At 73.9% G+C, this 26,974-nt stretch carries 22 protein-coding genes; 9 read left to right on the top strand and 13 right to left on the bottom strand.

The window, feature by feature from the left end; all coding sequences use genetic code 11:
• Positions 1 to 90: 90 nt before the first annotated feature.
• Complete coding sequence (locus ACIGAN_RS35520) at positions 91 to 4,323, bottom strand: glycosyl hydrolase (protein WP_399863671.1); 4,233 nt, start codon at positions 4,321 to 4,323, stop codon at positions 91 to 93.
• A gap of 209 nt (positions 4,324 to 4,532) precedes the next feature.
• Here ACIGAN_RS35520 and ACIGAN_RS35515 point away from each other — a divergent pair, with 209 nt between their 5' ends.
• The 4 genes from ACIGAN_RS35515 (at position 4,533) to ACIGAN_RS35500 (ending at position 9,432) form a co-directional block, all read left to right on the top strand.
• Positions 4,533 to 5,795, top strand: a complete 1,263-nt coding sequence (locus ACIGAN_RS35515; RefSeq protein ID WP_399863668.1) for an MFS transporter — start codon at positions 4,533 to 4,535, stop codon at positions 5,793 to 5,795.
• 34 nt (positions 5,796 to 5,829) lie between these two features.
• Positions 5,830 to 7,293 carry an arabinose isomerase gene (locus ACIGAN_RS35510; protein WP_399863666.1) on the top strand — a complete coding sequence of 488 codons (1,464 nt, stop codon included), beginning with the start codon at positions 5,830 to 5,832 and terminating at the stop codon, positions 7,291 to 7,293.
• 255 nt (positions 7,294 to 7,548) lie between these two features.
• Positions 7,549 to 8,802 (top strand): cation:proton antiporter, encoded by a 1,254-nt coding sequence (locus ACIGAN_RS35505; protein ID WP_399863663.1) that lies wholly within the window; start codon positions 7,549 to 7,551, stop codon positions 8,800 to 8,802.
• Positions 8,803 to 9,150: 348 nt separating this feature from the next.
• Positions 9,151 to 9,432 carry a DUF3040 domain-containing protein gene (locus tag ACIGAN_RS35500; RefSeq protein WP_399863660.1) on the top strand — a complete coding sequence of 94 codons (282 nt, stop codon included), beginning with the start codon at positions 9,151 to 9,153 and terminating at the stop codon, positions 9,430 to 9,432.
• A gap of 26 nt (positions 9,433 to 9,458) precedes the next feature.
• Here ACIGAN_RS35500 and ACIGAN_RS35495 read toward each other — a convergent pair whose 3' ends face one another.
• Complete coding sequence (locus ACIGAN_RS35495) at positions 9,459 to 9,959, bottom strand: hypothetical protein (protein ID WP_365742243.1); 501 nt, start codon at positions 9,957 to 9,959, stop codon at positions 9,459 to 9,461.
• A gap of 263 nt (positions 9,960 to 10,222) precedes the next feature.
• On the opposite strand from ACIGAN_RS35495, the gene ACIGAN_RS35490 reads away from it, so the two are divergent.
• The 3 genes from ACIGAN_RS35490 to htpG all read left to right on the top strand — a co-directional run bounded on the left by ACIGAN_RS35490 (position 10,223) and on the right by htpG (position 13,874).
• Complete coding sequence (locus ACIGAN_RS35490; RefSeq protein ID WP_399863658.1) at positions 10,223 to 11,071, top strand: hypothetical protein; 849 nt, start codon at positions 10,223 to 10,225, stop codon at positions 11,069 to 11,071.
• Positions 11,072 to 11,205: 134 nt separating this feature from the next.
• A complete protein-coding gene (locus ACIGAN_RS35485) occupies positions 11,206 to 11,892 on the top strand; it encodes a class F sortase (RefSeq protein ID WP_365742239.1) in 687 nt (228 codons plus the stop codon).
• A gap of 86 nt (positions 11,893 to 11,978) precedes the next feature.
• Positions 11,979 to 13,874: a molecular chaperone HtpG gene (htpG, locus tag ACIGAN_RS35480; RefSeq protein ID WP_399863656.1), complete on the top strand. Its 1,896-nt coding sequence runs from the start codon at positions 11,979 to 11,981 to the stop codon at positions 13,872 to 13,874.
• A 55-nt stretch (positions 13,875 to 13,929) separates the two neighbouring features.
• On the opposite strand, the gene ACIGAN_RS35475 is transcribed toward htpG, so the two are convergent.
• The 3 genes from ACIGAN_RS35475 to ACIGAN_RS35465 are packed head-to-tail and all read right to left on the bottom strand — an operon-like array spanning position 13,930 to position 15,178.
• A complete protein-coding gene (locus ACIGAN_RS35475; protein ID WP_399863654.1) occupies positions 13,930 to 14,181 on the bottom strand; it encodes a twin-arginine translocase TatA/TatE family subunit in 252 nt (83 codons plus the stop codon).
• Entirely contained in the window at positions 14,169 to 14,570 is a 402-nt protein-coding gene (locus ACIGAN_RS35470; RefSeq protein WP_399863652.1) for a hypothetical protein, read from the bottom strand. Before ACIGAN_RS35470 ends, ACIGAN_RS35475 begins: the two co-directional genes overlap by 13 nt.
• A 32-nt stretch (positions 14,571 to 14,602) precedes the next feature.
• A complete protein-coding gene (locus tag ACIGAN_RS35465) occupies positions 14,603 to 15,178 on the bottom strand; it encodes a TerD family protein (RefSeq protein WP_399863650.1) in 576 nt (191 codons plus the stop codon).
• A gap of 133 nt (positions 15,179 to 15,311) precedes the next feature.
• Between ACIGAN_RS35465 and ACIGAN_RS35460 the strand changes: the two genes are divergently transcribed.
• Together ACIGAN_RS35460 and ACIGAN_RS35455 are read left to right on the top strand one after the other, a co-directional pair.
• Entirely contained in the window at positions 15,312 to 15,698 is a 387-nt protein-coding gene (locus tag ACIGAN_RS35460) for a BlaI/MecI/CopY family transcriptional regulator (RefSeq protein WP_365095783.1), read from the top strand.
• Positions 15,699 to 15,704: 6 nt separating this feature from the next.
• Positions 15,705 to 16,652: a M56 family metallopeptidase gene (locus ACIGAN_RS35455; RefSeq protein ID WP_399863647.1), complete on the top strand. Its 948-nt coding sequence runs from the start codon at positions 15,705 to 15,707 to the stop codon at positions 16,650 to 16,652.
• A gap of 19 nt (positions 16,653 to 16,671) precedes the next feature.
• On the opposite strand, the gene ACIGAN_RS35450 is transcribed toward ACIGAN_RS35455, so the two are convergent.
• From ACIGAN_RS35450 to ACIGAN_RS35415, 8 genes are all read right to left on the bottom strand, one after another.
• Positions 16,672 to 17,661: a sporulation protein gene (locus ACIGAN_RS35450; protein ID WP_399863645.1), complete on the bottom strand. Its 990-nt coding sequence runs from the start codon at positions 17,659 to 17,661 to the stop codon at positions 16,672 to 16,674.
• A 125-nt stretch (positions 17,662 to 17,786) separates the two neighbouring features.
• Complete coding sequence (locus ACIGAN_RS35445; RefSeq protein ID WP_365095775.1) at positions 17,787 to 18,161, bottom strand: hypothetical protein; 375 nt, start codon at positions 18,159 to 18,161, stop codon at positions 17,787 to 17,789.
• A 222-nt stretch (positions 18,162 to 18,383) separates the two neighbouring features.
• Entirely contained in the window at positions 18,384 to 20,018 is a 1,635-nt protein-coding gene (locus ACIGAN_RS35440) for a cellulase family glycosylhydrolase (protein WP_399863642.1), read from the bottom strand.
• Between the two features lie 220 nt (positions 20,019 to 20,238).
• The gene (locus ACIGAN_RS35435; protein ID WP_399863640.1) at positions 20,239 to 21,339 is read right to left on the bottom strand and encodes a GDSL-type esterase/lipase family protein; all 1,101 of its coding nucleotides are present in this window, start codon (positions 21,337 to 21,339) and stop codon (positions 20,239 to 20,241) included.
• Positions 21,340 to 21,538: 199 nt separating this feature from the next.
• On the bottom strand, positions 21,539 to 23,032 hold the full coding sequence (locus ACIGAN_RS35430) for a tripartite tricarboxylate transporter permease (RefSeq protein ID WP_365095766.1): 1,494 nt from the start codon (positions 23,030 to 23,032) through the stop codon (positions 21,539 to 21,541).
• 1 nt (position 23,033) lies between these two features.
• Positions 23,034 to 23,573, bottom strand: coding sequence for a tripartite tricarboxylate transporter TctB family protein (locus tag ACIGAN_RS35425; RefSeq protein WP_399863637.1), 540 nt, complete (start codon positions 23,571 to 23,573; stop codon positions 23,034 to 23,036).
• Positions 23,570 to 24,553, bottom strand: a complete 984-nt coding sequence (locus ACIGAN_RS35420; protein WP_399863675.1) for a Bug family tripartite tricarboxylate transporter substrate binding protein — start codon at positions 24,551 to 24,553, stop codon at positions 23,570 to 23,572. The genes ACIGAN_RS35425 and ACIGAN_RS35420 overlap by 4 nt, the downstream gene beginning before the upstream one ends.
• A gap of 403 nt (positions 24,554 to 24,956) precedes the next feature.
• The gene (locus ACIGAN_RS35415; RefSeq protein ID WP_399863673.1) at positions 24,957 to 26,840 is read right to left on the bottom strand and encodes a flavin monoamine oxidase family protein; all 1,884 of its coding nucleotides are present in this window, start codon (positions 26,838 to 26,840) and stop codon (positions 24,957 to 24,959) included.
• Positions 26,841 to 26,974: the final 134 nt, after the last annotated feature.

Raw genomic sequence — 26,974 nt, 5'->3', positions numbered from 1 at the left:
TGCGGTGTGTTCCTAGACAGCTCCACCACATCGGAGGTCTTCGCCATGATCAAGCCCGGCAACCGTTAACAACGCTCGTGATCAATACACCTAGGACGGCAGCCGCAGGGTCACGGGCCCGAACAGGCCCGTGGCCAGCTGGGCCGCGAAGGCCCACTGCGTCGGAGTGGCCTGCGAGAGATACGGCGCCAGCGTCCCCCGCACGGTCACCTCCAGCCGTACGGTCCGCCCGGCCGCACCGCGCAGCGGGAACCGGTACGGCGCGCAGAACGCCTCCCCGGCCGGCTCCCCGTCCACCGACACCTCCACGCTGCCCCGCACCCGCCCCAGGTCGAGCTCCGGATCGGGCCCCGGCGGCACCCGGACCTCCCGTTCATAGGTCACACCCCCGCTCCAGCCGTCCAGCCCCAGCTCCTGCCAGTCGCCCAGCGGCAGCGGCGCCGGCACCGTCCGCACCCGCACCGGGCCGCGCCAGGCCGAGCCGCCGCGCTGGAACGCCGTGGGTTCCGTGACGACCTCGACCCGGGTGGGCTCCGCCGGCGGTTCGGGAAGCGTCAGGCGGTCGCCCGCCGGGCAGACCTCCTCCCCGTCCCCGACCCGTACGCGCGTGCGCAGCGCCGACGGCAGGTGGAGCGAGACCGTTCCCGGCGGCACGGTGAACCGGAAACGCTGGGGCGCGGGGCGGACGTCGTCGGTGGTCCGCGACGGCCACACGGTGCCGTCCGGCACCGGCCGGCCGGTGAGCCAGGCGGAGTCCGGCAGCGGGTGCGGCCGCACGGCCGCATGACAGTGCCGCAGCTCCCCGCGCCTGCGCTCGTCCTCGACGGTCCGGCCCCGCCACGCGCCCGCGCCCGTCCCCACCTCCCAGCCTGCGCCGCTCACCAGGGCCGTCGCCCCGGCGCCGGACCCCACCACCAGGTCGACGAACACCGCGTCCGCGGTGGCGGCGACGACCTCCAGCGTGTGCTCGCCCGCCCCCAGCACGGGCGCGTGGCGGAAGAACATCGCGACGGCGCCCCAGTCCGCCTCGTAGTACTCCACCTTCTCCTGCCGGGCCACCACGTCCCCGTCGAGCAGCACGGTGACCGCCGACGCGGCCCCCACGACCAGCACCGCGGGAGCGTCGCCGGACCGGACCCGCAGCCGCGCGCGGTAGGTCACGGGACCGTCCGGCCGCACTCCGCCGGGCAGGCGCATGAACCGGGGCCGGGGTCCGAGCCCGCCCGGCCCGGACAGGCAGAAGAAGCTGCCGAGCGGTGTACCGCCGGTGGCGGAGATCGCGGCCGGCCGGTCCTGGGCACCGGACAGTTCGTACTCCAGGACGTTCCGGCCACGGGTCACGGTCACCGGCGCGGAGGCCAGGTAGCCACCGTCCCGCGGGGTCAGCGGCTCGCCGTTCCACCACACCCGGGTCACCGCCTCCGCGCCCACGTGCAGTTCGGCCGGCCCCCGCCGGGCGGTCTCCACGATCGCCCGGACCCGGGCGGCCGTCCCGCCGCCCGGCACGGGAACCCGTACGAACTCCTCGTTCACCAGCCCCTTGGTGCCCAGCAGCCCGCCCTGGTCCGGCACACCGCGGCTCGACGAGAACACCGCGAGGTCCCAGCCGGATCCCGGCGGCACGAGCGGCAGTTCACCGGCCAGGACCCGTTCGGCGCGAGCGGCGTCCAGCGGCTCGGCAACCTCACCGGCCGGGACCGGGGGCAGCACCCGGACGCGGTTGCCGTAGGTGGCCCGGACCCGCTCCCACACCGTGCCTTCGGTCCACTCCATGGTCCAGATCTGCGGCTCGTCCACGGGCGCGCCCGGGGGCAGGGCGAAGTCACCCCAGGTGTTGTCCAGGGTGGGGACGAGCCGGCCCCACCAGCCGGTCGACAGGTCGACATGCCGACCTCCCGGCCGCGGTTCTTCGGCCTGGGCCGGTCCTTCGGCCTGGGCCGGTCCTTGCGTCTCGGCCGGTTCCTCTGCCTGGGCGGGTCCTTGCGTCTGGGCGGGTTTCTCCGGCTGGGTGGGTCCTTGCGTCTGGGCCGAGACCTCTGCCTGGGCGAGTCCTTCCGCCCGGGTCGGCCCTTCCGCCCGGGCCGGTCCCTCCGCCCGGGCCGGTCCCTCCGCCCGGGCCGGTCCCTCCGCCCGGGCCGGTCCCTCCGCCCGGGCCGGTCCCGGCTCCGGCGGTACTGGCTCCGGCTCTGCCGGCTCCGGCCGTGCGGACGGTCCGCCCGGTACGGGCGGCTCCTCGCGCCAGACCACCAGCACGGCGGGCGCGCCCTCCAGCGGCACCTCGACGTCCGAGACGGTGCCGCCGCCGCGGACCGTCACGCGCGCGGTGCGGCGGGAGCCGGTCGCCGGGTTCCACACCTCGGCCTCGGCGAGGCGCGCCCGCACGGTCACCGTCGACGTACCGGCGGCGGCCGGGGCGGCACCGGGCCGCAGCGGGTGCGGGCCGATCTCCGGGAAGGCCGCCGTCACCAGGGCCACCCCCGCACCGCCCCGCCGCCGGACGAGCAGCGGCACCTCACCCGTCGCGTACCCGGCCACGTCGGCCACCGCGGCCGCCGCATCCTCCGGGCCGGCCACCCGCTCCAGCCGCGGGTGGGCGGTCAGCGCGGCCACCACCAAGTCGTCCCCGGACCGGCCCGCCGCCGTCACGGGCGGACGCCCCACGACCACCACCCGCCCGCCCGCGTCGAGCAGTTCGGCCAGCCGGCGCGCCGTCCCCTCCTCCAGCACGCTCGCCGACGGCAGCAGCACCGCGCGGTACGCCAGGTCCCTGATCCGCAGGGCGCCGCCCGAGACCCCGGCTCGCTGCACCGAGTCGTCGTCGACCACGTCGAAGGAGATCCCGTGCCGGTCCAGGGAACCGGCGTGCGGCGCGAGCCAGTTGTTCGTGCCGCACAGATCCAGGTAGTGCCGCTGCGTCTCGTCGGCGGCGGCATGGCCCGCGCCCAGCCGGCCGTCGCCGAAGTGCCGCACCGGCGCGTCCAGCGGCAGCAGCGCCTGCATGGTGGCGGTGGGGTGCAGCACCGCCACGTCGGCCGCGTAACCGCCCCACGACATGATCGAGCAGATCCGCGCCACGGCCCGGGAGAACGCCGCGTACTGCTTCCAGTACGGCTGGCGCCAGTCGGTGGAGGGCGGCGCCCACTCGAACCAGCCGCCCGCGGTGCCGAAGTAACTGGCGTGCGGGTTGTACAGGTTGGCGCCGCTGCGCAGGAACGGCAGCAGCCAGGCGTAGGTCTCCTCCAGCGTGCCGCCCCAGCCGGAGGAGTGGAACGCCTCGATCCACACCCGTTCGTGGCCGTAGAGGTGCGCCATCGAGGAGTGCACCTTGGCGTCGCCGTGGTGATCGCTGCCCGCCGCGCTGTACCAGCGGTGGGTGCGGAAGTAGTCGGTGTAGATCTGCGTCGACTGGGCCGGGTGGCCCGCGCGGGCCGGGTGGCTCTGGTCGCTGCCCAGCAGCAGTCCGCGCCGCCGGTGCCAGTCGGCGAGCGGGCGGAACAACGCCTCCTCGGTGAGCTCCGCCCGGACCGCGTAGTAGTCGGCGCGGACCTTCCCCTCCGGCACCCCCGCGTCCGCACCGAACAACGCCGGCAGCCGATCGAGCAGGTCGTAACCGCGCCGGGCGCGGAACTCCTCGGCGAAGCGGTGGCTCCAGGCGTTCGTGCCGGGCAGTTCGTCCTGGAAGCTGCCCGCGACGACGGTGCCCAGATACCCGGGCACGCGGCGGTCGTACTCGTGGTGGACCGCGTCCATCAGCAGGCCGACGGCGTGCGGGTCCAGGTAGTCGAACGCGGTGGGCACGGCCGTGACCAGCCGCACCTCCGTCCCGTCGCCGGCCCCGACGGCCCCGTCCGCGCCGAGATCGAGCCGGCGGCCTCGGGCACCGTAGGCGGCCACAGGCGTCTCGGCCTCGCGCAGACCCACCTCGCCCCGGCGGACCCGCACGGTGCGGCAGCGCAACGCCTGCCCCGCCGCCCCAGGGTGACGTCGCGTCACCTGCCCTTGCACGTTGGCCCCGGAGAAGCCGATCTGGTCGTAGAACCACAGGCGCGTGCCCAGGTCGCCGGCGATCTCGCAGGCGTCGGTGAAGCGCGCCCACCACTCCTCGCTGAACCAGGCCGGGTCGTCGGCCGGGGCGCCGAAGGCCGGGCCGGCCGGGGCCAGGTTGATGATCACGAGGTTGTGCACACCGCCCCGCGCGAACGCCCGCAGCTGCCAGGCGAGTCGATCGCGGGTGACCTTCGCGCCCGACCACCACCACAGGGGCGTGGGACCGAACGCGCGGGGCGGATCGTCGAACAGCTGCCGGAGGGTGGGGGAGAGCACGGACGCGGTCCTTCCCCTAAAACGTTTTCAGGACGCTGTCACCGTAGGCAAGCAGGGGAGGTCGCGCCAGAGCCGGGACCGGTGGGGCGTAGGCCGACGTCATCCCGCGTATCCGTGCGCAGCACCTTGTTGCAACGTTTTCGGCGCCCTATATTCGCTGCGACCGGGCCCCCGGGAACCGCGATGTCACCAGACGACGGAGTCGCAGCATGGCCGGTACCCGCCCCATCCCGAAACCGCTCTGGAAGGCCGCCGCCCTGTCGGGCATGGCCTCCTACCTCGACGCCGGGCTGATCGTGAGCATCTCCGTCAACCTGGCCATCTACCGCGACCGTTACGACATGGGCGTGTGGACGGCCGGGGCGGTCAGCGCGCTCGTCACCGGCTGCATCGCCGTCGGATCCCTCGTCGGCGGACGGCTCGCCGACCTCTTCGGCCGCCGCCGCGTCTACAACTGGGACATCTTCTGCTTCGCGCTCGGCGCGCTCGTCATCACGCTGGCGCCGGACGACATCACCCTGCTGATCGGCGTCTTCGTCGCGGGACTCGCGGCCGGTGCCGACCTGCCGACCTCCCTGGCGGTGGTGTCGGACGCCGCGCCGTCCTGGGCCCGGGGCAGGCTCGTGGCGTTCACCCAGGTCATGTGGATGCTGGGCATCACCGTCGCCGTCTTCCTCGGCTTCGTCCTGTCCACCACCGGCATGACCGGCGCCCGGCTCATCACCGGGCAACTGGCCGTCGCCGCGCTCGTCACCTGGGCCCTGCGCTCCCGGCTGGAACTGCCGGCCGGTCACGCCACGGCCGGCCCGGAGCCGCAGGACGCCCCGGAGGGCATCTCGCTGAAGAACGTGTGGACCCGCGCCGCCCTGCTGCCGATGGCCGCGACGTTCGTCTTCTACGTCACCTGGGGCCTGGGCGCCAACACCTTCGGCCAGTTCGGCACCTATCTCCTCGTCACCGTCAGCGACGCCTCCCAGAGCCTGGCCACCGGCATCAACCTGGCCTTCATCCCCATCGGGGTCCTGCTGACCCTGGCCTTCGTCCGGGTCGCCGACACCCCCTGGCGCGACCGGCTCTTCCACGTGGCCGCGGTCGTGCAGATCCTCGCGTTCGTCATCGCGTCCCTCACCGCGGGCGCCCTCGCCGGCATGCTCGTCTTCTTCGTGCTCTACCAGCTCTCCAACCCCTTCGCCGGCGAGGCCAACTACAAGGTGTGGTCGCAGCTCACCCTGCCCGCCGACACCCGCGGCACCACCCAGGGCCTCACCTACGCCCTGTCCCGGGGCGTGTTCGCGATCGCCGCGTTCTTCACCCCCGCCCTCGCCGACCACAGCCCGGCCGTCCTGCTCTGGACGATCACCGCCTGCATGACGGCAGCGGCGCTCGCGGGCGTGTTCATCATCCGCGTCCTGGTCCCGCGCGCGCCCGGTGCGGTGCCCGGCGGAGCGGACCTGCGCGTCACCAGCCCCTGAGCCGTCGCAGACCGACCCGACAAGGAGCACGACCATGGCAACGACAGCGGACCGCACGGCCGCACGGGCCGCCGCCCTGCACGACCTGCTCCCGCCGGTCACCCGGCGCCCCGCCCGCATCGGGCTGGTCGCCGGCGGACTCGGCGCCTACTGGCCCCAGTTCCCCGGCCTCCTGCCGCAACTGAAGGAGTCCGCCGCCTACGTCGCCGAGCGGTTCCGGGCCATGGACGCGGAGGTGACCGACGCCGGGTTCATCTCCGACGCGCAGGAAGGGGCGCGCGCCGCCGAGCAGTTGCGCCGCGCCGACTGCGACCTGATCGTGCTGTTCCTGACCACCTACCTCACGTCCTCCATGGTGCTGCCGATCGTCCGGCGCTCGCACACCCCCGTGCTGGTCGTCGACCTGCAGCCGACCGAGCGGATGGACCACGCCTCCTTCGACACCGGGGCCTGGCTGGCCTACTGCGGGCAGTGCCCCGTCCCCGAGGTCGGCAACGTCTTCCGGCGCGCCGGCATCCCCTTCCGGTCGGTGTCGGGCTGGCTGCGGCAGGAGTCCGCCTGGCGGCGCATCGAGCGGTGGATCCGGGCCGCGCAGGTGCGTGCCGCGCTCCGGCACGCCCGGCACGGCCTCATGGGGCACGTGTACCCGGGCATGCTCGACGTGCAGACCGACCCGACCCTGCTGTCCGCGACGTTCGGCTCGCACGTGGAGGTGCTGGAGTTCGACGACCTGCGGCACCGCGTCGAGCGGGTGACCGAGACCGAGACACGGGAGCGGATGGCGCTCGCCCGGCAGGTCTTCACCCTGCACGGCAGCGTGGCCGAGGAGGACTTCGCCTGGGGCGCGACCGTCTCGGTCGCCCTCGACCGGCTGGTGGCGGACTTCGCGCTCGACAGCCTCGCCTACTACCACCGCGGCCTCGACGGCGAACTGCACGAGCGGCTCGGTGCCGGCATGATCCTCGGCGCCTCCCTGCTCACCGCCCGGGGCGTGCCCGCCGCCGGCGAGTACGAACTGCGCACCTCCGTCGCCCAGTTGGCCTCCCAGAGCATCGGCACCGGAGGCTCCTTCACGGAGATCCAGGCCCTGAACTTCGAGGACGGCGTGGTGGAGATGGGCCACGACGGGCCCGCCCACCTCGCCGTCGCCTCCCGCGACCCGCTCCTGCGCGGACTCGGCGTCTACCACGGCAAGCGCGGCTGGGGCGTCAGCGTCGAGTTCGACGTGCGGCACGGGCCCGTCACCCTGCTCGGACTGGGCCAGGACGCCGACGGCGGGCTGTCCTTCGTCACCTCGGAGGGCACCGTCGTCCCCGGACCGCTGCTGGAGATCGGCAACACCACCAGCAGGGTCGCCTTCGGATGCGACCCCGGCGAGTGGGTCGACGCGTGGAGCGCCACGGGCGTGGGCCACCACTGGTCCCTCGCGGTCGGCCACCACGCCGCGGACTTCGGGGCGGCGGCGAGCCTGCTGGGCATCGGGCACCGGCACGTCTGACGGGACGGCGGGACGGGACGAGCATGGGTGGCGCCCCCGCCCGGATATGGGTGCGGGCACCGATGGCCGCGCCACCGGTGCCCGTGTGAGGCTGGCAGCGTCGTGTGAGCCGACCGCGCCGGAGCCGACGGCACTCGCCCGCGCGCCGCACGACGACATCGCCCGCCCCCGCACCGCCCCACCAAGGAGGAGCCCTTATCCGTCCCCGTACGAAGAAACGATCCGCCCGCCGCGCGCCCACGAAGGCGGTGACCCGTGGGACACGCTGACACCCTGCTCGCCATGGGCGGCGCCTTCCTCGCCGCCGCCCTCCTCGCCCGCCTCGGCGGCAGGATCGGACTCCCGACGATCCCGCTGTTCATGCTCGCCGGCATCCTGCTCGGACCGCACACCCCCGGGCTGGTCATCGTCGAGGACGCGCACGACTTCGAGATGCTCTCCGCACTCGGACTGGTGCTGCTGCTGTTCTACCTGGGCCTGGAGTTCCACCTCGACGACCTCAGAAGCGGCGGCCGGCGCCTGCTGACCGCGGGCGGCATCTACCTGCTTCTCAACGTCGGCGCGGGCCTGGCCTTCGGCTTCGCCCTGGGCTGGGGCGTGCGGGAGGCCCTCGTCCTGGCCGGTGTCCTCGGCATCTCCTCGTCCGCCATCGTCACCAAGATCCTCATCGACCTGGGCCGCATCGGCCGCCCCGAGACGCGGCTCATCCTGGGCGTCATCGTCGTGGAGGACATCTTCCTCGCCCTGTACCTCGCCGCGCTCCAGCCGGTCATCAGCGGCGCGCAGGGCCTGGGCGACACGGTCCTGCAGGGCGCCAAGGCCTTCGGCTTCCTGCTGGCGCTGGCCGCCGCGGCCCGCTACGGCACCCGGCTGGTCGGACGGCTGATCGCGACCCGCGACGACGAACTGCTCGTCATCAGCTTCCTCGGCGCGGCCGTCCTGGTGGCCGGGGTGTCCGAGGTCCTCGGAGTCGCCGACGCCATCGGCGCGTTCATGGTCGGCCTGATCCTCGCCGGCACCCCCTCCGGCCCCCGCATCCGGGACCTGGTGCACCCGCTGCGCGACGCCTTCGCGGCCCTCTTCTTCTTCGCCTTCGGCCTGTCCATCGACCCCGGCGACATCCTGTCCGTGGCCGGTCCGGTCGCCGCGGCGGCCGCGCTCACCGTCGTCATGAACGTCGCCGCCGGGCTCCTCGTCGCCCGGGTGTACCGCTACGGCACCGAGCCCGCCGCCGAGATCGCCACCACCCTCGTCGCCCGCGGCGAGTTCGCGCTGATCCTGGCCGCCATGGCCGCCACCGCCGGGCTGGACGCCCGCCTCGCCCCGTTCATCGCCGGGTACGTCCTCGTCCTCGCGGTGCTGGGGCCCATCGCCGCCGGACGCGCCCACCTGCTCGCCCGCGCGCTGCGGGCCGGCCAGGACCTGCTGCCCGGCCGCACCCCGTCCGACCGGGACGCCCCGGCCGGCGGCACGCCCTCCGTGCCCGAGCCCGCCGAGGCGGAGCGCTAGCGGCACCGTGTGGGGCGCGCGGGGCGGGCAGCGCTCTCCCCGCGACCCCGCGCGGCTCCCCGCACCCGGCCCCGGCGGGCGAGGGAGGGCGTTGCCCTGGGGGACAGCACCCATGGGCGGGCCGAACACCCGCCCCGCCGCCCGGCGTTCGTGGGGTGCGGACACCGGGAAGGATGGGGGCAGGGCCCGATGGCGGACGCCTCTGGAGGGGGGAGACGCTGAAGCCCCGGTGGGACGGCGGCGGCAGGCCGTCCCCGCCGCATCGTCACGGGGCCCGGCCCGCAGGACGCGTCATGGCGTCGGCCGTGCCCCGCCCCCCAGCGCTGCCGGGTTCCGGAAGGAGTCGCCGTGCCCCCGTCCGAAGACGAACGTCTGGTCGATCTCGCAGCGCGCCTGGAGCATGCGGACCCCCGGTTCGCCCGCGCTCTGCGGTCCGGCCGCCCGGTCCGGCCCCGGGAGTACCGGCGCACCGGCGCCTGGTGGGGCCTCGCCCTCGGGGTGGCCGCCCTCGGGTCGGGCATCGCCTGGTCCCAGGGCCTGCTCATCGCCTGCGGTCTGGTCCTGGCCGGCCTGGCGGCCCAGCTGGTCGACCCGGACCCGGCCCGCCCGGGCCACCGCGGACGGGGGTAGCGGCCGGGGCAGCGGCCGGGCCCGGACTACAGCCCGGCCCACTTCCGCAGCAGCGCCTCGCGTTCCTCGCGCCCGGGAGTGCCCTCCGCCGCGTGCTCCCGGCCCCACGCCAGCAGCTCGGCGATGTCGGCGCCGCCCTCGGCCAGCCGCCTCAGGAGGGCGGTGGACAGCTCGTACTCCGAGGGCAGGTAGCTGCCACCGGCGACGGCCGCGTGCGCGTCCGCCAGGACCGTCTCCCCGGCCGTCGCCACCTCCACGGTGAAGGCCGGCGGCAGCTCGCCGTCGCCCGTGACGGCGACGAGCGCGGCGTCGAACGCCATGGACGCCAGCCTGCGCACCCCCGAGCGCACCGGCACGTCGTGCGTCTCGATGCTCACCACCTCGTCCCAGGTCCAGAACCCGCCCCCGCCGGCGCCGGACACCGCGACGCCGTCCTCGGTCAGCCGCACCCCGGGGCCCGCTCCCACGGGCTCGGCCCCCACGTGCACCGAGTCCTCGCCGATCCAGAACAGGCCGACCATGGCCATGAGCGCCTCCCGCTGCGGTCCGGGGGCCCGCGGATGCGCCCCCGTGTCGCCGTAGGAGACGGTGCCCGGGGGCGGGCGGTTGCGGCTCCCCCGGCAGCGGCCCGGCGGGGGCCGGGATGCCGCCGTCGGAGTGGGGCCGTAACCCGTGTGAACGCCCTGGATGGTGGAGCGGTCCGGCATGACTGACGGTGGTGCACGTCGAGACCGGGTCTCGTGAGCTGGCGCGGCGTCAGCTGCCCGGTCGGCGACGGAAGGACTCACCGATGCGCTCTGCCCGCATGCTGCTCGCGACGGCCACGGCCACGGCCGCCCTCGCGATCGCCGCACCCACCGCCTGCGCCGAGGCGATGGGTGACCGGGACCACGACACGACTTCCTACAGCAAGGAGCACCACAAGGACGGCACACACCACGAGCCGCGCGGCGGGATGCACACGGGCGGCGGCGCGCTGACCGGGCTGACCGCGGACGACGACGGGAGCCAGGACGAGAACGGCTACGGCGACCACCGTGACGACGAGGGCAAGCACGAGGAGCACGGCAAGGACGACGGGCACGGCAAGGACTCCTGGAACGGCAAGGACGACCGGCACGACGAGTACGACGAGCACGGCAAGCACGACCGGCACGACAAGCCGCGCGGCGGGGTGCACACCGGTGGCGGAGCCCTGGCCGCGGTGAACGCGGACGACGACTGGGACAACCCCGACGCCGAGGACCCCTGGGGCGACAAGCAGGAAGAGGACGCCTACGGCGAGAAGCAGGACGAGAACGGCAAGCAGGAGGAGAACGGCAAGCACGACGAGGGCAAGGAGGAGAACGGCAAGCACGACGAGGGCCAGCACGAGGAGAACGGCAAGCACGACGAGAACGGCAAGCACGACGAGGGCAAGCACGAGGAGAACGGCAAGCACGAGGAGCACGGCCAGGACGAGCACGAGAAGGGCTCCTGGCACGGCAAGCACGACAAGCCGCACGGTGGCATGCACACCGGTGGCGGCGGGCTGGCCGGGGCGCCGGGCGTGACCGCCGGCGGCCTCGCGGTGCTGGCGGTGGCCGGCACCGGGCTGTACGCGCTGCGCCGCCGGCAGGCGTCGCAGGGTGCCGCATGACGGCTGCCTGACGCCACAAGCCGCCGCGGCCGCCGCACGCCCCACGGGCGTCGCGGCGGCCCGGCTCGTCCTCCCGCGGGTCGCGCCCGCTGCCGCGCCCGACCCGTCGCCGTGCCCGAATGAGGTGGTCCCCGATGGCAGCCAGTCCCCCCTCCCCGGCCGAGCCCGCCCCCGCACCGAGGCGCCGGCTGCGCACCGTCGTGACCACGATCTGGATCGCGGCCGCGCTGCTGATGACCGCGCACCTGGTCGGCGGCCGCGGCACGTCGTCCGACGCCGGCGGTCCGCCGCACGCCCCGCCGGCCGTGGCGGCCACCGCCTCCGCCGCGCCCGACGCGGCGACTGCCCCGTCCCGGGCCGCCGCGCACCTGCCGCGGTCCGAGCCGGTCCGCCTGCTCATCCCGAAGATCGCCGTCGACGCGCCCTTCACCGACCTGGCCATCGGCCGGACGGGGCAGCTCGACCCGCCGCCGCCCGACGACACCAATCTCGTCGGCTGGTACGCCAAGGGCCACTCGCCCGGCGAGGCCGGCACCGCGATCATCGCCGGGCACGTGGACACCACGACCTCACCGGCGGTGTTCGCCCGGCTCGGCGAGCTGAAGAAGGGCGACCGGTTCCACGTCGAGCGGGCCGACGGCAGCAGGGCGACCTTCGTCGTCGACCACAAGGAGTCGTTCCGCAAGGACGCCTTCCCCAGCGAGCGCGTCTACGGCGACACCCCCGACGCCCAGGTCCGCCTCATCACCTGCGCCGGCGCCTACGACCGCCGGGCCCGGGACTACACCGAGAACCTCGTGGTCTTCGCCCGCCTCGTCTGACTTCCGGTCCTCCCGCCTGACGTGGTGTCTTACAGTGACTGCCACCAGTTCAGGCGACTGTGCGACCTGTGAGGTATTCGCGAACCATGACGACCGAAACGTTTGAGTTCCAGGTAGAGGCCCGTCAGCTGCTGCAGCTGATGATCCACTCGGTCTACTCGAACAAGGATGTCTTCCTGCGTGAACTCGTCTCCAACGCCTCCGACGCGCTCGACAAGCTGCGTCTGGAGAAGCTGCGGGACGATTCGCTCGACGCCGACGTGTCGGACCTGCACATCGAGATCGACGTCGACAAGCAGGCCCGCACCCTCACCGTGCGGGACAACGGCATCGGCATGTCGTACGACGAGGTCGGGCAGCTCATCGGGACCATCGCCAAGTCGGGCACGGCGACCCTGCTGAAGGAGCTGCGCGAGGCCCAGGACGCGGCCGGGGCCGAGGGGCTGATCGGCCAGTTCGGCGTCGGCTTCTACTCCGGCTTCATGGTGGCGGACGAGGTCACGCTGGTCACCCGCCGGGCCGGAGAGGACCAGGGCACCCGCTGGAGCTCGCGCGGCGAGGCCACCTACACCCTGGAGCGCGTGGACGACGCCCCGCAGGGCACCTCCGTCACCCTGCACCTGAAGCCGGCCGACACCGAGAACCAGCTCCACGACTACACCTCCGAGTGGAAGATCCGGGAGATCGTCAAGCGGTACTCGGACTTCATCACCTGGCCCATCCGGATGGTCCCGGAGGCCGCTGAGGGGCAGGACGCGCCCGAGCCGGAGACGCTGAACTCCATGAAGGCCCTGTGGGCCCGCTCGCGCGACGAGGTCTCCGACGACGAGTACCACGAGCTGTACAAGCACATCAGCCACGACTGGCGCGAGCCGCTGGAGACCATCCGGCTCCAGGCGGAGGGCACCTTCGAGTACCAGTCGCTGCTGTTCATCCCCGCGCACGCGCCGCACGACCTGTTCACGCGGGACTTCAAGCGCGGCGTCCAGCTGTACGTGAAGCGCGTCTTCATCATGGACGACTGCGAGGAGCTGCTGCCGCCCTACCTGCGCTTCGTCAAGGGCGTCGTCGACGCGCAGGACCTCTCGCTGAACGTCTCGCGCGAGATCCTGCAGCAGGACCGGCACATCCGGATGATGCAGCGCCGGCTGACGAAGAAGGTGCTGTCCACGGTCAAGGAGATCATGACCAAGGACGCCGACCGCTACGCCACCCTCTGGCGCGAGTTCGGCACGGTCCTGAAGGAGGGCCTGGTCACCGACTCCGAGAACCGCGACGCCCTGCTCGCCGTCGCCTCGTTCGCGACCACGCACGGGGACGAGCCGACCACGCTCGCGCAGTACGTCGAGCGGATGAAGGACGGCCAGGAGGACATCTACTACCTCACCGGCGAGTCCCGGCAGAGCATCGAGAACTCCCCGCACATGGAGGCGTTCCGGGCCAAGGGCATCGAGGTCCTGCTGCTCACCGACGCCGTCGACGAGGTGTGGGTGGACGCCGTCGGCGAGTACGAGGGCAAGAAGCTGCGGTCGGTGGCCAAGGGCGAGATCGACCTGGACGGCGAGGAGGCGGAGAAGGCCGGCGAGGAGCGGGAGAAGCAAGCCGAGGAGTACGCCGGGCTGCTCGGCTGGATGCGCGAGCAGCTGGACGAGGACATCAAGGAGGTGCGCCTGTCGACGCGGCTCACCGTCTCCCCGGCCTGTGTCGTCTCCGACGCGCACGACCTGACCCCGGCCCTGGAGAACATGTACCGGGCCATGGGCCAGGAGGTGCCGCGCACCAAGCGGATCCTGGAGCTCAACCCGGGCCATCCGCTGGTGAAGGGCCTGAACCAGGCCTACCAGGAGCGCACGGACCGCTCGGAGCTGGCGGAGTCCGCGGAACTGCTGCACACCCTCGCGGTGCTCGCCGAGGGCGGCCAGCCGAAGGATCCGGCGAAGTTCGTGAAGCTGGTGGCGGACCGCCTGGAGCGCACGCTCTAGCCGTCACGCCGTCACGCGGTTGCCTCGGTGTCGTGCCGCTGTGGCGCGGGAGGGATCAGCGGTGGTCCGGGGGGTCCGCCGTCCGCGCGCCGGGCGGGGGCGTCCCGGTGCCCGGCCGGACGACCTCGCCCCGGACCACCCGCGGCGCGGGGGCCGTCCCGGCCTCCTCGTCCTTCGCGGCCCGGGCCTCGGCCTTGAGGATGCGGGCCGCCTTGCCGGCCGAGCGCGTCAGCTCGGGGAGCTTCTTGATCCCGACGACGGCTATGACGACGATGAGGATGATCGCGAGCTCGCTCAGTCCGAACATGGTGTCCTGTCCTTTCTCGCCCGGGCCGGGCACGGCGCGAGCGTATCGGGCGGGGAGCAGGGGGTGATCGCCGCCTCGGAGCGCGTGGGAGGGCCGGCGCGCCGGCGCAGGGCCGCCCGCAGCGGCGCGGCCCCGGCGGCCAGTCCGGTCACAGCGGCGACGAGGGCCAGGGTCCAGCCGGCCGTACCGAGCGAGCCGGGCAGCGGCCCCCGAGCACCCGCCGCCCGCAGCACGCCGCCGAGCAGGAGCAGCGCCCCGGCGGAGCCGGCCGCCACGAGCGGGGTGAGCACCGCGAGGGCCGGCAGCGGACCGCCCGGCCCGAACGACGGCCGCGGTACCGCTTCGAAGTCCGCGCGGTCCTCCGGGCGGAGGCGGGGCGGGTGGGCCACGGGTTCTCCCGGGTCGTTCCGGGCCGACCCGGTCAGACGCCGACGCCGAAGTCGGCGGCGATCCCGGCCAGCCCGGAGGCGTAGCCCTGGCCGACGGCGCGGAACTTCCACTCGTCGCCGTGCCGGTAGAGCTCGCCGAAGACCATGGCCGTCTCCGTGGAGGCGTCCTCGGACAGGTCGTAGCGGGCGATCTCCTGGCCGCCGGCCTGGTTGACCACACGGATGAAGGCGTTGCGGACCTGCCCGAAGCTCTGGCCGCGGTGCTCGGCGTCGTGGATGGAGACCGGGAAGACGATCCGGTCGATCCCGGCGGGCACGGCGGCGAGGTCGACCCTGATGCTCTCGTCGTCGCCCTCGCCCTCGCCGGTGAGGTTGTCGCCGGTGTGCTCGACCGAGCCGTCGGGGCTCTTGAGGTTGTTGTAGAAGACGAAGTGCCGGTCCGTGGGGACCTTGCCGGAGGCGTCCAGGAGCAGCGCCGAGGCGTCGAGGTCGTAGTCGGTGCCGGTGGTCGTGCGCACGTCCCAGCCCAGGCCGACCAGGACGGCGGTGAGGCCGGGCGCCTCCTTGCTGAGCGAGACGTTGCCGCCCTTGGAGAGGGAAACTCCCACGGTTGCTCCTTGTTGGCGTGTGCGGTGGTGTCGCTCTTGAATCTACAGCACTGTAGAAGATGGCGGGGCCGGTCCGGCGGATCTATACGATGTCCGCACGGGCAACGCGGTGCGGCGGAAGGGAGGCAGGGCGGTGACGGATCCCCGGCAGCGTCCCCGGCGGGGGCAGGGCGAGCTGGAGGCGCTGGTGCTGTCGGCGCTGCGGGAGGCGGACGGTCCGGCCACGGCCGGCTGGGTGCAGGAACGCCTCGGCGGCGACCTCGCCTACACGACGGTGATCACGATCCTGACCCGGCTGCTGGGCAAGGGCGCGGTCACCCGGGAGCGGGTCGGCCGGTCCTTCGTCTGGACACCCGCCTCCGACCAGGCGGGCCTGGCCGCGCGGAAGATGCGCAAGGTCCTGGACGCCGAGAGCGACCGCGAGGCCGTGCTGGCCAGCTTCCTCACCGGCCTCGGCCCGGACGACGAACGGCTGCTGCGCGACCTGCTGGAGCAGGCCCACGGCGAGGGGGAAGACTGAAGCCTCATGGGGGTCTTCGTCTTTCTGCCGCTGGTCCTGCCGCTCACGGCCTGGCCGGTCGCGCGCCTGGCCGAGCAGCACCTGCATCCGCGCACCGCGACCCGGCTGCTGACCGCGCTGGCCGTGGTGCTGGCCGTGTGCAGCACGGTCTGCCTCGGGCTGGTGATGGTGGTGGGCACCGCCCAGCTGCCCGGCAACCCGCTGCCCGACGGCTGGTCCGACCCCGAGGTGCGGGCGGCGGTGCCGTACGACGAGATCGCCGGCAAGGCCGCCATCCCCGCGCTGTGCGCCGTGCTGGTGGCCTGCGCCCGGACGCTGGCGCGGCACGCGAGGGTGCGGCGCCGGGCGCACCGCGCGCTGGCCGGCCTGCCGGACACGCAGGTGGCCGTGCTGCCCGACGCCGCTCCCTACGCGTACGCGCTGCCCGGCCGCCGGGCCCGGGGGACGCGCGCGGGCCGTGTGGTGGTCACCACGGCCCTGCTGGACCGGCTGGCGCCGGCCGAGCGCCGGGCCCTGTTCGCCCACGAGCGGGCCCATCTGACCGGTCGGCACGACCGCTTCCTGCTGGCGGTGCGGCTCGCCGCCCGGGCCAACCCGTTCCTGCGGCCGCTGGGGACCGCCGTGGCGTACACGGCGGAGCGGTGGGCCGACGAGGAGGCGGCCCGGGCGATCGGCAGCCGTCGCACGGTGGCCCGCGCCATCGGCACCGCCGCGCTCGTCTCCCGGGGCACACCGGCGCCGACGCTCGCGGGGCTCGCCGCGCCCGGGCCGGTGCCGCGCCGGGTGGCGGCGCTGCTGGGACCGGCGCCGGCGGCGCGCAACTGGCCCCCCGCGTTCACCTCGGTCGGTCTCGCCGCGTGGGCCGCGGCGGCCGGGACGGCGGTGTCGGCGATGTCGTCCGCGAACTCGGCCGTGACGATGGTGTTCATCCTGCACGCGGCGACGCCGCTCTGAGCCACCGCCCGGACGGGCCTCAGCCCTCCTCTTCCTCCTCCTCGCCCTCGAAGAAGTCCCCGACCTCGTCGACGACTTCGCCCGCCACCAGGCCGCCGGCGACCCCGACCGCGAGACCGGCCGCGCCGGCGGCGACGGCGGTGCCCGTGCCGGGGCCCGGGCGGTGACCGTCGTGCTGCTGCCCGTCGTGCGCGAACGCGGCGGGGGAGGCGTGGCCCATCGGGGAGGCGTACGACGCCCGGTGCTCGACGAGTTGCCGCATCCAGCCGTCGACGACCGTGGGCCAGTCCCGCTGCCCGGCTTCCTCGTGGGAGACGGTGAAACGGGTGAGCGCGTCATGGCCGGGCGAGAACGGACCGCCCCGCTTGTCCGCCTCCAGGACCACCTCCATGCCTCCCGGGTTCGCCAGGAACGTCAGCTCGATCTCGTCGACCTGCTGCGCGTAGGCGGACGGAGGGACGAGTTCGATCTCCTGGAAGAAGGGCAGCCGCTGGCCCGTGCCGCCGATGCGCCCATACTCCAGGTCGGCCGACCGGAAGCCGAACCCCAGCCCGCCGAAGGCCTCCAGGATCGCCTCCTGGACCGGCAGCGGTACGACGTCGAGCCGGTCCAGGTCGCCCTTGTCCTTCGCGCCCGCCACCGACAGCTCGGTACGCACGCCCAGGACGACGCCCAGGCTCTGCCCGTGCAGCTCGGTGACCGGCGTCTCCCACGGCACGGTCACGCTGAACGGCACCTCCCGCTCCTCGCCCTCCGCGAGCCGGAAGCCGCCGCCGACGGTGAAACGGTCGAAGGCGACGACACCCTCGCTCTCCCCGCCCTCGTGCTCCGCCTCGACCCGGGCCACCAGCTCCAGGGTGAGGTGCTCGATCTCGAAGCCGGCGGTGCCGCCCTCGAGCCGGACCCGGCCGGTCAGCGTGCCGCCGGGCCGGACGGGAGCCGGGTCGAGAACCGTGTCGACCGTGGGGCCGCCCACACCGAGCGCGCCGAGCAGTCGTTTGAACACCATGGCGGCGTCCACTCCTTCACGTGCGTGTATGAGTTTCTACAGATGTGTAGAAGTATAGGCCGGACACGGCGGTGCCGCAGCCCCCTCCACGGCGGACTGCGGCACGGTCGCGCACGGACGTGAGGTCAGCAGTTGCGAACCGGGTCGGTCTCGCTGTAGATCGCGGTGTCCTTCATGTAGCCGAGCTTCCCGTTGTCGGCCACGGTCAGCAGCCAGCGCGTCGGGTGCGGCCCGCCGACCCAGGCCTGGCCGTCCAGCTTGCAGTAGAACCAGCTGGGGTTGGAGTACATGTAGCCGACCACCTTGGTGGGGTCGGGGTAGATGTGGTTGTTGCCGATGTAGCCGTATACCGGTGCGCCGGACACGTTGCGGCACCAGGAGCGGATGCCGTCCCCGTCCGCCCAGCAGTTGTCGGCGGCCGAGGCGCTGGGCGCCATCGCGACGCCCAGGCCGGTCGCCAGGACGGTCGCGGCCAGGATCGAGCCGAGCTTCGTACGCATGCAACTCCCCGTTGTCGTGGCCCGAACCGGGCCGTGGTCGTGGCCGCCCGGTCATGCGGCGGCTATGACGACAGACGGTGCGTGGCGGCATCCCGGTTGCGGAGGACGGAGTTCAGCTCACGGCCCGGCCCGGTTCGACCCGGGACGGCTGCCGCACCCGGCGGCGCGGTGCCGCCGGGCCCGGACGACGGGGCCGTGGCGGCACCGCCGCGCGGGGCGCGGTCAGCTCAGGGAGCAGGCCGTGCCGTTCAGGGTGAACGCCGTGGGGTCGGCATGGACGGTTCCCCGGGTCGCGGTGAAGCCCAGGGTGACCGAACCGGCGGCCGGAACGGTCGCCGTGTACGGGGCGGCCGCGACACTGACGTCGGCCCCGCTCTGCGTGGCCGTCCCGCCCCACAGGTTGGTGATCCGCTGACCGTCCGGGAAGGTCCAGCGCAGCGTCCAGCCGTTGATCGCCGATGTACCGGTGTTGCGCACGGTGATCTCGCCCTGGAAGCCGCCCGGCCAGCTGCCCGTCACCCGGTAGCCGACCGCGCACGCCGACGGGGTGCCGCCCGGCGCGGTCGTCACCGTCACCGTGCCCGAGCGGGGCGAGCGGTTGCCGGCGGCGTCCCGGGCGTAGACGGCGAAGGTGTGGGAGGTGGCGGGGGACAGGCCGGTCAGGGTCGCGGTGGTGCGGGTCGTACTGGCCGCGACCGTCTCGACGCCGCCGCTGATCCGGACGACGTCGTAGCCGGTGACGCCCGTGGCGTCGGTGGCGGCGCCCCACGTCAGGGTCACCGAGGAGGACGTCACCCCCGAGGCGGCCGGGGTGCCGGGGGCCGTCGGGGCGGTGGTGTCGCCTCCGCCGGAGGAGTAGATCGCCGCTTCCTCGGCGGTGGCGGCGATGCCGTTCGCGCCGTTGAACAGCCGCTGCCCCCAGCCGGTGAGCTGGTCCGGGTCGAAGTTCGTGACCATGTCCAGGTATTCGACGCCGCCGCCGTTGCCGCTCCAGGACCAGCCGAGGTAGCCGAGACGCAGCTGCCGGGTGACGGCCAGGATGGTGTCCTCGTCGGGGTTGCCGTCCGAGTGGTCGTGCCCGAACTCGCCGACCACGACAGGGAGTTTCGCCGTGACGAAGCGGTTGAGGTAGTCGGTGATCTCGGCGGCCGTGTCGAAGACGCCGTACATGTGGATCGAGAAGACGGTGTTGGCGTCCGGGTCGGCGGCGAAGACCGAGGCGGCGTTGTCGCGCATGGTGAACGCCCAGTCCTGGCCCCAGTTGGGCGCGTCGACCATGATCGTGTGAGCGAACCCGGCGGCGCGCAGCTTCTGGATCGCCGCCTTCGTGTCGGCCGTCCACGCCGAGTAGTTCGTGTTGCCGTACGGCTCGTTGCCGATGTTGACGATGACGTAGTCCTCCTGGCCGGTCAGCGCGCTCTGCACGCTGATCCAGTAGTCGGCGGCGCGGGAGAGCGTGACGGCGCCGCTCTGCTCGCCGTAGCCGGTGGTGTCGTGCACCTCCAGGACGCAGATCAGCCGGTTCTGCTTGCACTGCGCGACCACGTTCGCCACGTCGGCGGTGTCGTTGCGGGTCCAGCGGTCCCCGCTGGAGAGCACCACCCGGACGGTGTTGGCGCCCTTGGCCTTGATGTGGGCGAGGGAGCTGATCCGGTCCGGATACCAGGTGTGCGCGTGATTGACGCCGCGCATCACGAAGTCGTTCCCGGAGGCCTCCAGAAGCCGGCCGTTCTCGACGCGGAAACCGGTGGGGGCGGCGTGGGCCGGGGTGGTGAGGGTGAGGAGGGACAGGAGCAGGCCGAGCAGGACGGCGGCGACGGCGGCCGGCCGGGATGTGGGGGGTACGTGGGATCTCATGGCGGCTCCGGAGGTGGGATCGGGTGGGGCCTGGGCGCGTGGTGCCGGTGGTGCGGCGGATCTCCGGCCGGCCGGTTCGCCGCCCGGCCGGGGCGTTCGTGGTGGGGCGTGCGGTGCCCTGCGGACGTGGCCCGCTGGTCCGCGGCTGCCGGTCGCCGTGGCCCGGTCGGGCGGGAGGGCGGTGGCGTCGGTGCGCGGGTGCCGGCGGCCCGGCCCGGTGTCAGGGGGTGCGGACCGTGCAGGTGACGGTCGCCGCCGGGGGGCCGGCGGTTGCCGGGGCGTCGGCGACGAAACCGAACGTGGCGCTCGCGCCGGGGGCGAGCGCACCGTTCCAGTCCGCGTTCGAGACGGTGACCTTCCCCTCCGCGGCCGTGCCGAGCGTGCCGTTCCAGACCTGCGTGAGCCGCGCGCCGCCCGCCGGGGCGACGGTCGCGGTCCAGCCCGCGGCGGCCGAGGCGGAGGTGTTGGTCACCGTCACCTCGCCCTGATAGCCGCCCTGCCAGGCGGAGACGGCCCGGAAGCGGGCGGTGCAGGCGGCGGGGTCGCCGGGATCGCCGGGGTCGCCCGGGTCCTGCGGGACGCCCGCGTCGAGGACCGCCGCCAGGGCCGGGAACCAGCGTGCGGCGATCTTCGCGTCGCCGGAGGCGTTGGGGTGCACGCCGTCGTAGGTGTCGCCGGCCGTGCTGAAGCCCGTCCACTGGTCGACCACGACGACCGGGGAGCGGTCGGTGCTCGTCGCCCGCGCCCACGCGGGGATCCGCGCGTTGAGGTCGACGACGCGCTGCGCGCAGGCCGGGCAACTGCCCGGGTTCATCGGGATGAGCTGCGCGACGAGGATCCGCATGTCCGGGTCGGCGGCCCGCATCTGCCCGACCAGCTCGGTGTAGGCGGCGAGGATGCGGTCGGGGGCGATGCCGCTCCACACGTCGTTGGTGCCAAAGTGCATGACAACGATGTCCGGGTCGGTGGCCGCGAGCCGGCCGGGCAGCAGGTTCCGGTCGGCCACCTGGGTCACCAGCTCGCCGCCGTGGCCCTCGTTGTCGCCGTCGTGGGCCTGCCCGCAGCCCTGCGGCGGGAGGGTGCCGACGAAGTCGATGTCCGTGTAGCCGCTGCTGATCAGCCGGTTCCACAGCACGGCCCGCCAGCAGCCCGGGGACCCGGTGATCGAGTCGCCGAGCGGCATCACCCGCACCGGATCCGCGGCGGGGACGGCCGACGCGCGCGGCGCGGAGGCCAGTGCGAGGGGCAGGAGCAGGGCGGCCAGCAGGCCGAGGAGCGGGACGAGCCGTGAGCGGGGAGACGTGCGGGGGGTTCTGCGCATGGTGGTCCCTTCCCTGGAGGAGGTGGGAGCGCTCCCATGACATCAAGCCACCGTTGTCCGTGACGCGTCAAGGGGTAGGCGCGCCGCGACGTCCGCGTCCGGGCCGGGACGACCGGTGACGCCGGACGACCCGTACGCGCGGTGTTCAGGTCCGCGCGTACGGGTCGCCGTATCCGGTGGGAAGGCCGGGGTGACGCGGTCAGGCCGTGGCGCGGCCGCGGGTCACCGCCTTGCGCAGCAGCGGCCAGGCCAGCAGGACCAGGACCACCGCGTACACGGTCACCGCGAACGGCGTGTCGACCAGCCCCGTGACGCTGCCGTCGCTGATCTGCAGGGCGCGGCGCAGCTGCTGCTCGGCGTTCGGGCCGAGGATCACGCCGATGACGGCGGGCAGCACCGGCAGCCCGTAGCGGCGCATGCCGAAGCCGATCAGTCCGATGACCAGCAGGATCACCAGGTCGATCACCTCGCCGCCGACGGCGTACGCGCCGACCGCCGCGAAGAACAGGATCCCGGCGTACAGGTACGGCCGCGGGATGCGCAGCAGCTTCGCCCACACCGGCGCCAGCGGCAGGTTGAGCGCGAGCAGCAGCACCATGCCGACGAAGAGCGAGGCGATCAGGCCCCAGACCAGGTCGGGTTCGCGCTCGAAGAGGAGCGGGCCGGGCTGGATGCCGTACTGCTGGAAGGCGGCCAGCATCACCGCCGCGACCGCCGTGGTCGGCAGGCCCAGGGTCAGCATCGACACCAGCGTGCCCGCGGCCGAGGCCGACGCCGCCGACTCCGGACCCGCGACGCCCTCGATGGCGCCCTTGCCCCACTCGTCCTTGTGCTTGGACAGGCGCTTCTCCGTCACGTACGACAGGAAAGTCGGGATCTCCGCACCGCCCGCCGGGATCGCACCGAACGGGAAGCCGATGAACGGCCCGCGCAGCCACGACTTCCAGGTCCGCCGCACATCGTCGCGCCCCAGCCAGGGACGCCCCACCGGGATCGGCTCCGGGGGCCTGCGCCGCAGGTGCGCCGCGACCCACAGGGCCTCGCCGATGGCGAAGAGACCGACCGCGACGATGACGACGTCGATGCCGTCGGCCAGTTGCAGCGAGCCGAAGGTGAGGCGCTGCTGGCCGGTCATCTGGTCCAGGCCCACCAGCCCCAGGGTGAGACCGATGAGCAGGGACGCCATGCCCCGCACCCGGGACGCGCCCAGCACCGACGTCACGGCGATGAACGCCAGCACCATGATGGCGAAGTAGTCCGGCGCGCCGATGTCCACGGCCAGGTCGGCGACCGTCGGCGCGAGCGCGACCAGCAGGAGCGTGCCGACCATGCCGCCCGCGAAGTGGCCGATGGCCGCCGCCGCCAGGGCCTGCGCGCCCCGGCCGGACTTCGCCATGGGGTTGCCCTCCATGGCCGCCACGACCGCCGCGCTCTCGCCGGGAGTGTTGAGCAGGATGGAGGTGGTGGAGCCGCCGAACATCGCGCCGTAGTAGATGCCGGCGAACATGATGAACGCGCCCGTCGGGTCGAGCCCGTACGTCACCGGCAGCAGCAGCGCGACCGCCATCGCCGGGCCGATGCCCGGCAGCACCCCGATCGCCGTGCCCAGCAGGACACCGATCGCGGCCCAGAGCAGGTTGACCGGCGTGAGGGCCGTACCGAAGCCGTCCAGCAGGGAGTTGAGGGCGTTCATGTCACAGCACCTCCATCAGCGGACCGCCGGGCAGGGGCACTCCGAGCAGGTTGTTGAAGACGACGTAGGTGACGAGGGAGAGCCCGGCCGCGATGAGCGGGTCGCGGTCGGTCCGGCGGCTGCCCAGCGCGAACGCCGCGCCCCAGAACAGCAGGGCGCCCGCGACGGGGAAGCCGAGCGGCTCGATCAGCACGGCCGCGCCGAGGAACACCCCGGCCAGCAGCAGCACGGTGCGCCAGTCGGCGGGCTCCGACAGGTCGACGTCCTCGCCGCCCTCGGCCTGGCCCCGGCCGCCGCGCAGCACGTCCACGGCGAGCAGCGCAGCGATCACGAGCAGGCCGGCCCCGACCACGACCGGCACGGTCCTCGGCCCGACCGGTCCGCGCTGGGCGATGTCGACGTCCATGGTGAGCGCGTCGGTCAGGACGAGCACGCCGAGCGCCAGCAGCAGGACGCAGACGCCGAGTTCGGAGTGCTCCTTCAGCCACGAGCGCCGCTCGCCCTCCCGCGCGGGGGGCAGATCGGTGGTCCGCGTCGTCACAGTCCCAGCTCCTTCAGCACCGACACCACGCGCTTGTCCTCGGCGTCGAGGAACGCGCCGAACTCCTCGCCCCCGAGGAAGGCGTCGTCCCAGCCGTTCTGTTCCAGGGCCTCGCGCCACTCGTCCGAGTCGTGCAGTTCCTCGATCAGCCGCACGAGCTTGGCGCGCTCGCCGTCCGTCAGCCCGGGCGGGGCGACGATGCCGCGCCAGTTGGTGAAGTTCACGTCGTATCCGGCCTCCTGGAGCGTGGGCGCGTCCAGCCCTTCCACGCGCTCGGGGCCGGTGACCGCGAGGAGACGCAGCTCGCCCGCCTTGATCTGGTCGAGGTACTCGCCGACGCCGGAGACGCCGAAGGCGACCTTGTTGCCGAGGATGGAGGCGAGCAGCTCGCCGCCGCCGTCGAAGGGGATGTAGTTGACCTGCTTCGGCGGGATCCCGGCGGCGCGGGCCATCAGCATCGGCGCGAGGTGGTCCGGCCCGCCCGGGGAGGAGCCACCCCCCACCGGCAGCTTGCCCGGGTTCTCCTTCCAGGCGCCGATCAGGTCGTCGATCGTCCGGTACGGGGAGTCCTTGCCGACCACGACGACGTCCTGCTCCTCGGTGAGCCGGGCGATGGGCGTGGTGTCGCCGAGCGTCTTCGGGGCGTCGTTGGAGCGGACGGCGCCCACGACCCCGAGCCCCATGGACATCGCGAGCTTGCCGTTGCCGTGCTCGCTCACCAGCCGGCTCAGGCCCACCGTGCCGCCGGCTCCGGGCAGGTTGAACACCTCGATGTTGTGGGTGAGTCCGGCGTCCTCGGCGTTCTTCGCTGCCGTGCGGGCCGTGATGTCGTAGCCGCCGCCCGGTGTGTTGGGGACCATGAAACGCAGGCCCGGGATCTGTGTGCCGGTCTCGGCCCCGCTGCCGGCGGTCAGCAGCGGCGGTCCGACGAGCACGAGCACGGCGGCCCCGAGCAGGGCGAGGGGAGTGCGCAGGCGCACGAGTGCCACCACCTGTCGGTACGTCGTTGCGGGTAGGTCGATGCCCTGTGGGGGAGGGTGAGGTGGGCCACATGGTGCCCGGCCGCCGACATGGTGTCTCGCTTGCGGAATCAACGGAGGTTGTGGTCGTTGTGGTCGCGGCGGAACGACCGCCGCGGGCCGCCGTCCGGGGACGCGGAAGCCCCGGCCGTGCGGCCGGGGCTCCGTCACGCGGACCGGCTGGGGCCGTCGTTGGGATCAGGTCGCAGGAAAGTGACGGTGCCGTTCAGCGCCGGGGAGCGTGGTCCGGTGTGTGCAGCCGCAAGGCGGAGGAGGGAGTCGACGCGGAGCGTCGGCGACCGACGACAACGCCGCAGACGCGCGTGCCAGGACGCGCGTCTGCGGCGTGATCCACACGACGGACCTAGTCCGTGTGCACCTCCAGGGCGGCCCGCACGGCGGACTCCAGGGCCCCCTCGATCCATGCCGGCTTGACCGAGGTGTGGTCCCCGGCGAAGTGCAACGGGCCCTCGGCCGCCGGGATCGCGGGCAGCAGTTCCGTGTGCTGTCCGGGCAGCAGCACGGACGCCTCCCCGTAGGCGTACGGGTCGCGCAGCCAGCTCTGGGTGCGGCCCGCGCCGGTGTAGAACACCTCGACGCGCCGGCCGTAGACCTGCTGCAGACCGCACAGCGCGTGCGGATAGCGCGCCTCGTCGTCCAGGGAGTCCCAGCGCAGGGCGTCGTCCGCCCAGCTGTAGGAGGCCAGCACCACACCGCCCGCGCTGCCCGGGACCGGGTGCGAGGGGTGGAACATGAAGCGGTTGGCGTTGTCCGACACCGAGCCGCCGCCCACCACACCGGCCGCCTCCGGCTGGTCGCGGCCGATCGCGCGGTTGGCGGCGTAGTGGGTGCGCTGGGCCGCCGTGATGTGCCCGTCCGGGACGGAGGGGTGCGCGCCGAGCAGGCTGCCGTCCGCCGGGGCCCGGCCCGTGCGGTACGCCTCGTACAGGCCCGGCTTCACCGCGTTCAGCTCGCGCTTCCAGTCGGCCTCGTCGAACTCCCACCAGCGGCGGCTGAACTCGAGCAGCACCTTGGTCGCGCTGTCGTAGTGCAGCTCGCTGACCGCGCGGCGCTTGCGGTACGACAGCGGCGGGTCGACCTGCACGTGGCGCAGCCCGGAGAACGGCACCGTGACCACGGCGACGTCGGCGGTGAACTGCTCGCGGACGACCGGGCCGTGGCGGCCCTCGGACACGGTGTCCACCCACACGTGCGGCCCCTTGCTCCGCACGTGCCCGTCCTCCGGGGACGGGCGGTCGGGGTGGTGGTACTGGATGCGGGTCACCCGGCGGTCGAACCGCACCTCCTGGCGCACCCGCTCCAGCAGCGCGTCCGGCAGGACGGCCGTGCCGCCCTCCAGCTCGTAGAAGGGCGTGTCGGGGCTGATGAGGGAGGAGCCGATGAAGCTGTGGATGAACGACAGGGGCAGGCGTGAGGTGAGGTTCTCCAGGGTGCCGATCAGGTCGACGGTGCGCTCGTCGAGGCCGGCGTGCTCGGTGAGGAAGCGGAACATCGACCAGTCGCCGAACCGCTGGATGACGCGGGCCCAGCCGCGCAGCCGCTCGGGCAGGGGCTTGTCGACGCGCTTGCCGTCCGGGCCGACGCGGCTGAACTCGTCGCGCACCGGGTCGAGGGCGGCGCGCAGGATGGCGGCGGCCGGGGTGTCCCAGTGGGCCTTCGGCACCCCGAAGGAGCGGTTCACACGCCGGGGCGAGCGGGCGTAGTCGGCGCGCCGCACCCGGATGCCGTTGACGTGGATCCAGGTGCGCGCGGCGGGGCGGCCCTCCTGGTCGACGTCGACGTAGTGGAAGCGCCGCTTCTTCAGGTCGAGCTGGTCGATGAGCTGCATCACCAGCGGGTGGCTGCCGGGCAGGCGCATGGCGCCCGCCTCGGCGTACTGGCGGGGGTCGGCGAACGGCTGCGCGGCGCCCTCGTGCCCGCCCTTGCGGAAGGTCTTGACGCGGCCGCCCGCCCGGTTTCCGTTGGCCTCCAGGACCGTCACCCGGTGGCCCGCCCGCTTCAGCAGCCAGGCGGTCACCAGCCCGGCCGGGCCGGCGCCGATGACGAGGACGTCCTTCGGGCGGGATCGGCGGGCCGGGAGGCCGTCGCGCAGGACGCGCTGGTAGCGGGGGACGAGGGGGCGGTCGTCGGAGTCGAGGACGAGCAGGGCGCGGGCGACGGCGAGGCACCGCTCGCGGTCGGCGCCGCGGGGTGCGCCGGGGGCGGCCGGCGCGGCCGGTGCGGGCAGGGCGGTGGCGGTACCGCCGGTGAGGGCCGTGGGGGGGGGGGGGGGGGGGGGGCGCCCCCGCCCCCCCCCGCCCCGCCCCCCCCCCCCCCCCCCGGGGCCCCCCCCCCCCCCCCCAAAGGGGGGGCCCGGGTTGG

The organism is Streptomyces sp. NPDC085931 (assembly GCF_044540565.1).
Classification (GTDB): Bacteria; Actinomycetota; Actinomycetes; order Streptomycetales; family Streptomycetaceae; genus Streptomyces.
Note: the sequence above shows the minus strand (reverse complement) of the source record. Positions and strands in the feature narration are given on the sequence as shown.

What these genes read in the sequence shown, in the direction of transcription:
- ACIGAN_RS35515 (WP_399863668.1), top strand. Translation starts at nt 4,533, where the DNA reads ATGGCCGGTACCCGCCCCATCCCGAAACCGCTCTGGAAGGCCGCCGCC.
- ACIGAN_RS35510 (WP_399863666.1), top strand. Translation starts at nt 5,830, where the DNA reads ATGGCAACGACAGCGGACCGCACGGCCGCACGGGCCGCCGCCCTGCAC.
- ACIGAN_RS35495 (WP_365742243.1), bottom strand. Translation starts at nt 9,959, where the DNA reads ATGGCCATGGTCGGCCTGTTCTGGATCGGCGAGGACTCGGTGCACGTG.
- ACIGAN_RS35490 (WP_399863658.1), top strand. Translation starts at nt 10,223, where the DNA reads ATGCGCTCTGCCCGCATGCTGCTCGCGACGGCCACGGCCACGGCCGCC.
- ACIGAN_RS35485 (WP_365742239.1), top strand. Translation starts at nt 11,206, where the DNA reads ATGGCAGCCAGTCCCCCCTCCCCGGCCGAGCCCGCCCCCGCACCGAGG.
- htpG (WP_399863656.1), top strand. Translation starts at nt 11,979, where the DNA reads ATGACGACCGAAACGTTTGAGTTCCAGGTAGAGGCCCGTCAGCTGCTG.
- ACIGAN_RS35475 (WP_399863654.1), bottom strand. Translation starts at nt 14,181, where the DNA reads ATGTTCGGACTGAGCGAGCTCGCGATCATCCTCATCGTCGTCATAGCC.
- ACIGAN_RS35455 (WP_399863647.1), top strand. Translation starts at nt 15,705, where the DNA reads ATGGGGGTCTTCGTCTTTCTGCCGCTGGTCCTGCCGCTCACGGCCTGG.
- ACIGAN_RS35450 (WP_399863645.1), bottom strand. Translation starts at nt 17,661, where the DNA reads ATGGTGTTCAAACGACTGCTCGGCGCGCTCGGTGTGGGCGGCCCCACG.
- ACIGAN_RS35445 (WP_365095775.1), bottom strand. Translation starts at nt 18,161, where the DNA reads ATGCGTACGAAGCTCGGCTCGATCCTGGCCGCGACCGTCCTGGCGACC.
- ACIGAN_RS35440 (WP_399863642.1), bottom strand. Translation starts at nt 20,018, where the DNA reads ATGAGATCCCACGTACCCCCCACATCCCGGCCGGCCGCCGTCGCCGCC.
- ACIGAN_RS35435 (WP_399863640.1), bottom strand. Translation starts at nt 21,339, where the DNA reads ATGCGCAGAACCCCCCGCACGTCTCCCCGCTCACGGCTCGTCCCGCTC.
- ACIGAN_RS35430 (WP_365095766.1), bottom strand. Translation starts at nt 23,032, where the DNA reads ATGAACGCCCTCAACTCCCTGCTGGACGGCTTCGGTACGGCCCTCACG.